This is a genomic window from Syntrophorhabdaceae bacterium, assembly GCA_035541755.1.
Taxonomy (GTDB): Bacteria; Desulfobacterota; Syntrophorhabdia; order Syntrophorhabdales; family Syntrophorhabdaceae; genus PNOF01.
On the sequence record DATKMQ010000070.1, the window covers coordinates 1 to 10,934 of the forward strand.

Annotated in this window: 10 protein-coding genes; 9 read left to right on the forward strand and 1 reads right to left on the reverse strand. The window is 54.0% G+C overall.

Annotation, left to right across the window (positions count from 1 at the left end; genetic code table 11):
• The 9 genes from VMT62_06690 to VMT62_06730 form a co-directional block, all read left to right on the forward strand.
• Positions 1 to 657, forward strand: a 657-nt coding sequence (locus VMT62_06690; protein ID HVN96099.1) for an ABC transporter substrate-binding protein, incomplete at its 5' end; no start/stop codon positions are given.
• 31 nt (positions 658 to 688) lie between these two features.
• Positions 689 to 1,675, forward strand: coding sequence for an ABC transporter ATP-binding protein (locus VMT62_06695; GenBank protein ID HVN96100.1), 987 nt, complete (start codon positions 689 to 691; stop codon positions 1,673 to 1,675).
• A 9-nt stretch (positions 1,676 to 1,684) separates the two neighbouring features.
• Positions 1,685 to 2,653 carry an oligopeptide/dipeptide ABC transporter ATP-binding protein gene (locus tag VMT62_06700; protein ID HVN96101.1) on the forward strand — a complete coding sequence of 323 codons (969 nt, stop codon included), beginning with the start codon at positions 1,685 to 1,687 and terminating at the stop codon, positions 2,651 to 2,653.
• Between the two features lie 15 nt (positions 2,654 to 2,668).
• Positions 2,669 to 4,201, forward strand: coding sequence for an MmgE/PrpD family protein (locus VMT62_06705; protein HVN96102.1), 1,533 nt, complete (start codon positions 2,669 to 2,671; stop codon positions 4,199 to 4,201).
• A 42-nt stretch (positions 4,202 to 4,243) separates the two neighbouring features.
• A complete protein-coding gene (locus VMT62_06710; GenBank protein ID HVN96103.1) occupies positions 4,244 to 5,365 on the forward strand; it encodes a CapA family protein in 1,122 nt (373 codons plus the stop codon).
• Entirely contained in the window at positions 5,362 to 6,510 is a 1,149-nt protein-coding gene (locus tag VMT62_06715; protein ID HVN96104.1) for a CapA family protein, read from the forward strand. Before VMT62_06710 ends, VMT62_06715 begins: the two co-directional genes overlap by 4 nt.
• 64 nt (positions 6,511 to 6,574) lie before the next feature.
• Complete coding sequence (locus VMT62_06720; GenBank protein ID HVN96105.1) at positions 6,575 to 7,549, forward strand: amidohydrolase family protein; 975 nt, start codon at positions 6,575 to 6,577, stop codon at positions 7,547 to 7,549.
• Between the two features lie 101 nt (positions 7,550 to 7,650).
• Positions 7,651 to 8,679, forward strand: a complete 1,029-nt coding sequence (dctP, locus tag VMT62_06725) for a TRAP transporter substrate-binding protein DctP (protein HVN96106.1) — start codon at positions 7,651 to 7,653, stop codon at positions 8,677 to 8,679.
• Positions 8,680 to 8,797: 118 nt separating this feature from the next.
• Entirely contained in the window at positions 8,798 to 10,339 is a 1,542-nt protein-coding gene (locus VMT62_06730) for an amidohydrolase (protein ID HVN96107.1), read from the forward strand.
• 67 nt (positions 10,340 to 10,406) lie between these two features.
• Here VMT62_06730 and VMT62_06735 read toward each other — a convergent pair.
• Positions 10,407 to 10,934, reverse strand: a 528-nt coding sequence (locus tag VMT62_06735) for a CoA transferase (protein HVN96108.1), incomplete at its 5' end; no start/stop codon positions are given.

A 10,934-nucleotide genomic window follows, 5' to 3' on the forward strand; every position in this document is an offset into this window, starting at 1 on the left:
TTCTACCTGAAAGAGGCCCTGTCCAAACAGGAAGTGGCAAAAGCTTTAGGCATCGACAAACCTTTAGACAAACGGGTAGCGGAGGCAAAGAAGCTCCTCAAGGATGCAGGCGTGCCGAACGGTTTTACCCTTGAATGCATCACGAGATCGGATGAGAAGTTCAGGGTCAACGTGGCCTTATATACGGCCGACATGTGGAAGAAATACTTAAACATCGACATGAAGGTGACCCCGCTGGACCAGGCCCTGTTTTTTACCCGCAGGGACAAAGGAGACTTCGATATCGTTATCGACACACTCAACACGATTACGGGAAGCTCGGTGATCGAGTTCTTGAGCAGTTTTATTAGTGGAGAGACAGTCAACTATGGAAAATGGTCGAGCAAAGAGTACGACAATCTCGTGCAGCAGGTGATCCTTACCCAGGACCGCGCAAAGAGGGTTGCGCTTTCCCGGAAGGCGCAGACGGTCTTTTTCGATGCGATGCCGTTCATCAACTTTTGCGGCTCATCGTATGGAACGGCCTGGCGTCCCGATCTCATGACGGGATGGCCCCCGAAAAAGGGGGTTGTCATACAGCCCGTGGCCACGAACTGGAACAGTATCGACCGTATATGGTTTACCGGAACGGCCACGAGATGGGCCAAATCGAAATAGAAAAGAGGAACTTCCTTTAAGAGGCATGACCGTGGCCATAGCAAAAGAAACGATCCTCAGTGTGAAGAATCTACGCACTCATTTTCTCAGGCGTTATCGGCCGCCTGTTAAGGCCGTGGACGGCTTGAGTTATACAGTAAGAAAGGGAGAAATGGTTGCCATCGTCGGAGAATCGGGATGCGGCAAGACCATGGGGGCCCTCTCCCTTGTGCGCCTCAATCCGCCTACGAGCAAGGTAGTAGGCGGAGAGGTGATATGGCAGGGCCAGGACCTTTTGAAGTTTTCGGAGTCCGGGATGCGCCGGGTAAGAGGGAGGGAAATAGGTGTAGTCTTCCAGAACCCTTTGAGTTCCTTAAACCCGCTCATGACGATCGCAGACCAGATGGCCGAGGCGCTTAAGTTACACCGCGGTATGAGTAAGACAGAGGGCCGCGACGAATCAAAAAGGGTACTGGAGACGGTATCTGTGCCTGACGTAGACAGTAAGATGAGGGCTTATCCTTTTGAGTTAAGCGGCGGCATGAGGCAGCGGGTCATGGTGGCCATGGCGATATGCTGCAATCCTCAATTGCTCATCGCCGATGAACCGACTACCGCCCTCGATGCCACGACACAGGGACAGATTCTGGAACTTATCGTCGCTGCCAATGACAAGGATGGCAGAGCGACAATCCTTGTGACTCACGACCTGGGGATTGTGGCTCGATACGCGGATACTGTCCATATTATGTATGCGGGGCGTATTGTAGAGAGCGCCGGTTGCGTGGAGCTTTACTCCCAGCCGCAGCATCCTTACACCGAGGCGCTGCTCAAGGCCGTGCCCCGGTTTGATAGCAAAATAGAGTACGAGCTTAGTCCGATCGGAGGCTTTCCCCCGCGGCTTGATCGTCTGGGCGAGGGCTGCTCGTTCGCGCCGCGGTGCGGCAAGCGCCTCGCACGCTGTGATAAGGAATCGCCTCCTTTTAAGACTATCTCGGAGAACCACTCTGTGGCCTGCTGGCGAATTGATGGAGGTTAGAAGAAGAACATGGCTGAACCCCTCATCGTAGTTGACGGACTGACGAAACGCTACCCCGTTACCAAAGGTTTTTTTAAGCATGCCGTTGGCAGTATAAATGCCGTGGACGGGGTGAGCTTTACCATTGAGCCGGGACAGACGTTCGGGCTTGTGGGTGAGAGCGGTTGCGGCAAGACCACTCTTGGCCGCCTGATCCTCCAAACCATTCAACCGAGTTCCGGACGGATCACCTTCGAGGGAAGACAGATCAGCTTTGACACGAAGACGAGACCGAAAAGCTTAAGTTCCAAGATGCAGGTCGTGTTTCAGGACCCTTATAGTTCACTGAACCCCCGGCAGAAGATACGGGACATTATCCTGGAGCCGCTCAAAATCCAGGGAGACATTCCGCAAGACGCCATGACCGAGCGACTTCAGAAACTCTATACGCTCACGGGATTGGAAGAGGATATGGGTGAGCGATACCCTCATATGCTCTCGGGAGGACAGCAGCAGCGGGTATGTATCGCCCGGGCCATGATCGTACAACCGAGCTTCGTGGTGTGTGATGAACCGGTGGCATCGCTCGATGTGTCAATCAGGGCCCAGATTCTCAACCTCCTTAAATCTCTGCAAGATCAACTGAATGTTTCCTATCTTTTCATTTCTCATGATCTTTCCGTAGTGCATTACGTGAGTCACATGGTTGCCGTCATGTATCTCGGAAAGATTGTGGAGATATCGCCCAAGGCCGAGCTCTATCAGGACCCACTGCATCCGTATACGCGGGCGCTGCTTTCCGCAATTCCGATTCCTGACCCCGTACTCGAGCGACAGCGAAGAAGAAGCATCGTGCAGGGTGAGGTGCCGAGTGCGCTCAATATCCCCTCAGGATGTCGTTTTCATCCTCGCTGTCCGGATGCGAAAAAGGCTTGTTTTGAAGAGGAGCCGGCGTTACGGGAAGCAAAGCCTGGGCACTGGGTCAACTGCCACACGTAAGACAAGGAGAAACCGATGGGTAAAGATAAAAGAGTATCGCCAGGCAAAAAAGATCATCGAGAGAATAACCCAACTCCCGCTCTGCGGGAAAGCGTGGGAATCAAAGGTGCCTCCGGTACCAACAGGGGCCGGGATGCAGCCTTTGACCTGGCGCAGTATGTAGTAAACACAGCCTACGCGGACCTGCCGGGCGAGCTCGTGGAGATGACCAAACGATGTATTCTCGATACTTTGGGCGTCACAATCGCTGCTTCCACCCTGGATGCGGCGGCAAAAGAGATTGTCGAGCTTATCAAGGAAGGGGGCGGCAAACAAGAGAGCACCATCCTTGGTTTTGGCGGCAAGCTACCCTGTTGGATGGCGGCCTTTGTCAACGGTGCGATGGGACACATGGTGGATTACGACGACATGCATATGATGGGCAAGATTCATTCCGGTGTAACGACTGTTCTCCCTGGCTTGGCTATAGCGGAGCGTATAGGAAAAGTCACGGGCAGGGATTTCATTGCGGCCGTCGCGTTGGGAAATGACATCATGGTGAGACTGGGGCGGGCGATTACCTTGAGCCCTCAGGGACGGGACGAATGGACTATGGACAAGGGCTGGTTCTCCACACAACTGTTTGGCTTCATCAGCGGTGCGGCTACGGTGGGTAAACTACTCAAGCTTTCCGAGGAACAGATGATAGATGCCTTCGGTATCGCGTTTGCCCAGTTGTCGGGCAGTCGGCAGATGGGCACAGGGTTTGCCGCAGAGACGAGGGCCATTCAGGCAGCTTGGACCGGCAAGGGGGCCGTACTCTCTGCGCTGCTTGCCAAGCGGGGTATAACCGGTTCGCGAGACAGTTTTGAAGGAAAGTACGGGTTATACAGGGTTTATCTCCAGGCCGATCCCGACAGGGATTCTTTAGTAGGCGCGCTCGGCAGGAGGTTCGACGGCATGAGAATGCAGTTTAAGCCGTGGCCCGCGTGCGGCGCCACGCATCCCGTGATTTACAGTACGCTTGAAATCATGCGTGAACACGGACTGAAAGCCAAAGACGTGGAGGAAGTGAGGATCGTGGGCGGCTCTCCCCATACGAGGCTTCTTTCCGAGCCCATCGAATCCAAGCGGCAACCGAAGACCGCGATCGACGGCAAATACAGTATTCCCTTTACGGTGGCCATAGCCGTGGCCAAAGGCAATGTCACGCTTCATGATTACACACCGGAAGGGTTGAACGATCCCACGGTTCTTAAGATAGCGCAGAGGATTACCTACCATTACGTGCCGGAGGTAGCTGGCAAACGGGAAGAAGAATCCCCCGTTGTAGAGATAAGGGTTAGCAATGGCGCCCTGTACAGACGACAGGATGAGATAATCTATGGGATGCCTGAGAAGGCTGTGAGCGGAGAGGATCTCATGGTCAAATTCAAGGATTGCCTCTCTTTTTCGGCAATACCTATTCGCGACGAGGATGCAGTGAGGGCTGCCGATATGATCGGCAAGCTTGAGACTATCCCTGATGTGAGTCAGGTGATCGATCTACTCGGCGGGAGCGCCAGCTGAAGGGTTTTGTGAGTTTGAGCGGTGATTTGAAGAGGAGGATTAATGATGGTTGAGAATGATGTGGTGACGTTATGCGCTGTGGGCGATGTGGGGCCGGACCGAGAGGACCCCGATTCTATATTCCAATTCTCCGCTGAAACCACGAGAGGAGCGGATATTGCATTCTGCCAGCTTGAGAGGAGCCTCACCAAGGGGGGATCCCGGCAGGTGCAGATCAGATCGCATCACTCACGGGTTGATCCCAAAAACGTGTCGGCTCTCGTCTCCGGCGGATTCAACGTGGTCTCCTTTGCCAGTAATCACACCCTCGACTGGGGCGTGGAGGGTCTTTTCGATACCATGGAGCTTCTCAAGGCCAAAGGCATGCATGTGATCGGGGTAGGACGGGACATAGAGGAGGCGCGACGACCCGTGGTGATCGAAAAGAAAGGTGTGAAGATCGCCTTTCTGGGCTACTGCTCGGTGCTGCCCAAGGGTTATGACGCGGCCCCCGGGGTAGCCGGCTGCGCGCCGCTTCGAGCCACCACATTCTATGAACAGGTCGACTGGCAGGCAGGAACGCCTCCCAAAATTGTCACGAATACGAATCAGAACGACTTGAACGACATGATCAAAGACATTCAAAAGATCAGGCCGCTTGTAGATATCGTGATCGTCTCCGTGCACTGGGGCATCCACTTTGCGCCCGCTATGATCGCCATGTACCAGCGTGAGGCGGGTCACGCCGCTATCGACGCAGGCGCGGATTTGATTCTCGGACATCATGCCCACATCCTCAAGGGAATCGAAGTCTACAAGGGAAAGACGATCTTTTACAGTCTCGGTAATTTTGCCTTTGATGTGCCTGCCTCCTTCGTACTCAGCGATCCAGGATACAGGCAGATGAGACAGAGATATCCCTGGGATGTGGACCCCGGGTATACGGGGTACGGCTATCCTGTCGATTCGAGAAAGACCATGATCGTGCGCTGTTTGATTTCTCGCAAAGGGATTGAGAAGGTCTCGTTCCTTCCGGCCTTGATAAATAAAGATGCTGAGCCGGAAATATTGCGCGTGGGCGACGGGCGCTTTAAGGATGTGGTAGATTATCTGAGCTCCGTTTCAAAAATCGAGAAGCTCGAATCCAGGCTCACCACGAGCGGCGATGAGGTGGTGGTTTCTTGAACGGATGCGAGGGCAAAGACATGGACGAACAAGCGTTGACGATGTTTGCGGTTGGTGATTTGTCGCTCGGGGTGCCCGACGCTCAATCTCTCTTTGAGCTCGCGGCTCCCACGCTTCGCCGGGCCGAAATTGTAGTCGGTCAGGTGGAGCACGTCTTCACGGCGAGGCCGATCACAACGAGAATCGATACGACCGCGCCTCCGGCTGACCCGAAGAACATGAGCGCCCTGCCGTTCGCCGGTATCAATGTGGCCACCGTCGCGAGCAATCACGTGTGGGATTCGGGCCCTCCCGGTATCGAGGATACTTTAGCCGGACTTGCCGCTTATGGCATAGTCACGGTGGGGGCGGGTATGAACATCGATGAAGCCCGCAGGCCTGCAATAGTTGAACGTTCGGGCATTCGTTTCGGTTTTCTGGATTACAATTGTGTTGGACCCAAAGAGACATGGGCCGGTCAGGGCAAGGCCGGGTGCGCTTACGTGTATATCATTACCTATTATGAGTTAGACAATCCGAGCCCCGGGGGACCGCCGACCATTTACACGTTTGCGGAACCGAAGAGTCTTGAGGCCATGCTCGACGATATAGGAAAACTAAGACCTCTCTGCGATGTGCTCACGGTCAGTTTTCATAAGGGCATCGGCCACACGCCCATCAAGATCGCCCGATATGAGCAGGACATATCCCATTTAGCTATAGACGCGGGGGCCGACTTGATTTTAGCGCACCATGCCCATATCCTGAAAGGTATCGAGGTCTATCATGGGAAAACGATCTTTCATGGGTTGGGCAACTTCGTTACCGCCGTGAGACATCTGACTCCGGACCCCGCCAAAGGCGCCGGGCAATGGGCGAACCGAAGGAGAGAGCTTTTCGGGTTTGAGCCTGACCCCGAGTATCCCACATATCCTTTCCACCCAGAAGCAAAAAATACGATCATTGCCAAATGCACGATTAAAGCGGGCAAAATCTCACGGGTGGCGTATCTGCCCTGTGTTGTGAATAAACTCGCGCAGCCCGAAATCGTAAGATGCGATGAACGGGGGCAGCAGGTCTTTGACTATGTGGAGAAGATAACCAAAGGCGCGGGCCTCAACGCACGATTCGAGTGGGAAGGGGATGAGGTACTGATCCGCGAGTAAACAGATATGGGCGCCGGCTCACATTCTATGCAGCGCAACGTGGAATCTTCCTTGAGGAGGGAATATGAAGATTGATATTTTTGCCCATTTTTTGCCTAGGAAGTACTTCGACAGACTGCTCAAGAAGGCGAAAAACGCTGATTTTTCGAGGTCGGGCGGATGGATGCTCCAGAACCCTGCCTTAAGTAACATCGATGTCCGGCTCAAGGTCATGGACAGATATCCGGATGTGCTCCAGGTACTAACTGTAGCCACGCCGCCCATGGAGACCCTTGTTGGTCCCAAGGATGCCGCCGAGCTTGCTCAAATAGCAAATGACGAAATGGCTGAACTCGTTGCCCGCCATCCCGATAGGTTTGTCGCCGCTGTGGCCTGCCTGCCGCTCAAAAATATCGACGCTGCTCTTAAAGAGGCGGACAGGGCCATCACCAAGCTGCACATGAGGGGCGCACAGGTCTTTACGAACGTGAACGGGGAGATGCTCGATGCGCGCGAGTTTAGACCGCTCTATGAGAAGATGGTACATCACGATCTTCCATTATGGATCCATCCCGTGGATCCCCTTATCATGCGAAGCGCGCCCAAAGGAGTCGCGGGACCCATCCAGAACTGGATCAATCACCTGCCCATGGGTTCTTTTATATGGCCTTTTGAAACCGCATTGACTATGCTGAGCCTCGTCAATGCGGGCACCTTCATAGATTTTCCGACCATCAAATTCATAACGCACCACTGCGGGGGCATGGTGCCTTTTTTCGAGCGGAGGATCAAGAGGGTCGCGAACGCCGAGCATTTGCATAAGTTCTACAACGATACGGCGGTCTACGGAAATACCTCGGCGCTCATGTGCGGCTACGATTACTTCGGGCCCGACCGCTTGCTTTTTGGAACCGATATGCCTCTTGGCGCAACCGGTCAGGGCGGTTATGGATACACGTGGGACACGGTACGCTCGGTCGAACAGATGAGCGTGCCTGATGCGGATAAGACGAAGATATTTGAAGAGAACACCCGGAAATTATTGAGGCTGACGATATAACAGGGAACATAGAGTTTCAAACAGTTGCGAACCGGGTTCGCTATGGCTACCAGGTAAAGAATAATTCTGCTCATGTGCGGAGCGACATTAAGGAGGCAGGCATGGGAAGGAATAAATACCTTTTGATGTGTATAGTACCGGTCATATTAGCGGCCCTCATGATACCCTGTCATGTGATGGCACAGCAGGCGAAGGTGATCGAGCTCACCTACGGCACACCCTATGCGGCCGATCATGCCTTTAGCCTGACCGATCAGAAGTGGATTGCCAAGATCGAAAAAGAGACAAACGGCAGGGTAAAAATCAAGCCATACTGGGGAGGTGCCATAATCGGAGGCAGGGACGCCGTGGAAGAGCTCACCCAGGGCGCCGTGGACATGGCCTTTATTAATCCCGCAACATCGAAGAGTGGTTTCTTGATTCACAAAGCGAGCTATCTGTTCTTCTACGGCGCGAACCAGACGGTGGGGGCCAGGGTCTTTAAGGAACTACTGAAAAAGTTTCCGGAGATAGAGGGCGAATACAAGGGCATGAAGGTGCTCTGCTGGGGCGGGTCTACCCATCAACTCATCACCCGGAAACCTGTGCGCAGGATAGCGGACCTCAAAGGCATGAGACTCAAGTCACTCGGTGATATGGCCGGTGTGCTCAAAGAACTCGGGGTGGAAGGCATATCCTTATCCAACGCAGAAGTCTACGTTGCCCTGCAAAAGGGTATCATAGACGGGCTGCTTTCACCCGCTGAAACCCTTGAGGTCTTGAAACTGTCTGAGGTCGCCAAGTATGTCACGCTGATCAATCTCTACAAAACACATAGCGGTATGCGAGCCATGAATCTCGCTAAGTGGAACAGCCTGCCCCCTGACATCAAGCAGGTCTTTGAACGAAACATAGACTGGTACGGACAGGAGGCGGACGATAGCCAGCTTAAAGGCAATCAGCATGCCATGGAAGACGGGAAGAAGCTCGGTGTGGAGTTCATAACCTTGCCCAAAGATGAGCTCGATAAATTCTATGCGCCCATGAAAGCCGAGGCCATAAAAGAGGCCCAGGCGCTCGATGCAAAAGGACTTCCCGGAACGAAGATACTGAGCGAGGCACAACGCCTCATCCAACTGTACAGCAAGTGAGGCCGCTCGCTGCAACAAGCAGGTTCTTAAAAGGCGGCGCCGGTCCTGGCTTAGTCATCAGGGCATGGGAATGATCGGTTGGGTCATGGTATGAAGAACAACGTGGAAGAAAGATGCCGTGTCGGGCCTGATTCTTTATAACGCCAATGTGATGACCATGGGTCCCTGTCCGGCCGTGGCTCGCTCTATCGCCGCCGAGGGTGCACGTATATCGGCGGTTGGAAACGATCAGGCGATCCGCAAAACCAAAAACAAGGCGACAGAGACAATCGATTGCAAAGGCAGAACCGTGATCCCCGCCTTTATCGACGCCCATTGCCATCTTGCCGCGTATGCCGAGCACCTTGTGGCTCTTGATTTGTCACCCAAGGCCGAGATCACTTCAATAAGAGATATACAGGATAAAATAAGGTCACTCACGCAGAGCCTCTCGCCCGATCAGTGGATAAGGGGAAAAAGATACGACGAATTTTCTCTGTCCGAAAAGCGACATCCGCATCGTCTTGATCTCGATCAAGCAGCCCCTACTCATCCGGTCAAGCTTACTCACCGGTCCGGATATGCCCACGTGCTCAATAGCGTTGGCTTAGCGCATCTCGGCATTACTGGAGAAACGGCCGATCCCGAGGATGGTATTATCGACCGGGATCTCGAGACAGGCGAACCCACGGGCATCCTTTACGGTATGGGCGCATATCTCGCAGAAAAAATCCCGCCTCTTGATGACGACCAATTGAAACAGGGGGCAAAACTCGCAAATCAAGAATTGCTCGGTTACGGCATCACCTCGGTTCAGGATGCCTCATCGCACAACGATCTGAATCGCTGGAGCACGTTTCAACGGTGGAGGGACAAAGATATCTTAAAACCGGCCATCACTATGATGCTTGGCCTCAAAGGGTTCGAGGAATATAAGCGTGAGGCTTATCCGCCAGGCCCTCGCGAAAGCGGGCTTCGTATGGGAGGTGTGAAGATCATTATCCATGAAGTTACGGGAAGCCTTAAGCCGGCCCGTAAAACGCTCAACGAGATGGTCCTCGAAATCCACCGGGCAGGACTCCAGGCCGTGCTCCACGCCGTGGACGAGCGTGCTATCGAGGCCGCTTGCGACGCCGTGGAATACGCGCTCACGTGCGATCCAAGACCCGATCACCGTCACCGCATCGAACATTGCTCGGTCTGTCCGCCCGCTTTGGCCAAACGGATCGCCTCGCTCGGGATCACCGTAGTTACCCAGCCTTCCTTCATATATTATAGTGGTGAGCGGTATCTCGAAACGGTTTCGCCAGAGGAATTGATCCACCTCTATCCAATAGGCACGCTGATAGAAAGCGGTGTCAGGGTGGCGGCCGGTTCAGATTTTCCTGTGGCAGAACCGAACCCTCTTGTTGGTGTCTATGGCGCTGTAGCGAGGGTATCGCAGAAGGACAGGCCCGTACTACCCGAGCAAGGAATCGGGCATGTGGAGGCGCTCGGCATGTACACATATGAGGCGGCCCGGGCCTCCTTTGAAGAAGAAGAAAGAGGCTCTATCGAGGTGGGCAAACGAGCGGACCTCGTTATCTTAAGCGATGATTTGAGCCGCGTTCCCGATCACGCGCTGAAGTCGGTACGCGTGGACATGACCATTATGGGCGGTGAGATCGTCTGGCGCCGATAGCCTCGCGTGCGATGCACCTGTTCCATGGATCATACGCACGTTGAGGATAACGCTGCCCAAGATCCGGCTAGGGTTTTTCTGTCTTATATTGGAAGTGGATAATACCCTCCCGCTCAAGCCTTTGGATTTCGTTCTCCGAATAGCCGAGCCTCTCCATGGTCTGCCTTGTGTGTTCCCCTGGCAGCGCCGCAACATGCCTTATTCTCCCCGGTGTCTCCGAGAGCTTGATCGGTATGCCGATCTGTTTCACCGTCTTCCCCAGAGGAGCGTCCTCTATTTCAAGGACCATTTGACGGTGAATAACCTGCGGGTCACGCAGTGCTTCATCCGGGTCATATACCGGGGCTACCTGTGAACCCGCATTGGTGAGGATTAAGACCCACTCATCCCGGTTCCGGCTGAGCATGATTTTGCCGATAGCCTCTATCATTGTCTCCTTCTTTTCCGGATCGTGCTGAAATGGAATGAACTCTTCCTTGCCTATGGTCCGGCAGAATCTCTCCCAGTACTGATGCTCGAGGTCAGTGGTGCATATATACTTTCCATCCTTTGTCTGCCACACGCCGAGATAGGGCGTTTTGCCCCTGCGCTCAGG

Bases quoted from the DNA above. Each gene is read 5' to 3' on its own strand.
- VMT62_06705 (HVN96102.1), top strand. From the start codon at position 2,669: ATGGGTAAAGATAAAAGAGTATCGCCAGGCAAAAAAGATCATCGAGAG.
- VMT62_06720 (HVN96105.1), top strand. From the start codon at position 6,575: ATGAAGATTGATATTTTTGCCCATTTTTTGCCTAGGAAGTACTTCGAC.
- VMT62_06700 (HVN96101.1), top strand. From the start codon at position 1,685: ATGGCTGAACCCCTCATCGTAGTTGACGGACTGACGAAACGCTACCCC.
- VMT62_06710 (HVN96103.1), top strand. From the start codon at position 4,244: ATGATGGTTGAGAATGATGTGGTGACGTTATGCGCTGTGGGCGATGTG.
- dctP (HVN96106.1), top strand. From the start codon at position 7,651: ATGGGAAGGAATAAATACCTTTTGATGTGTATAGTACCGGTCATATTA.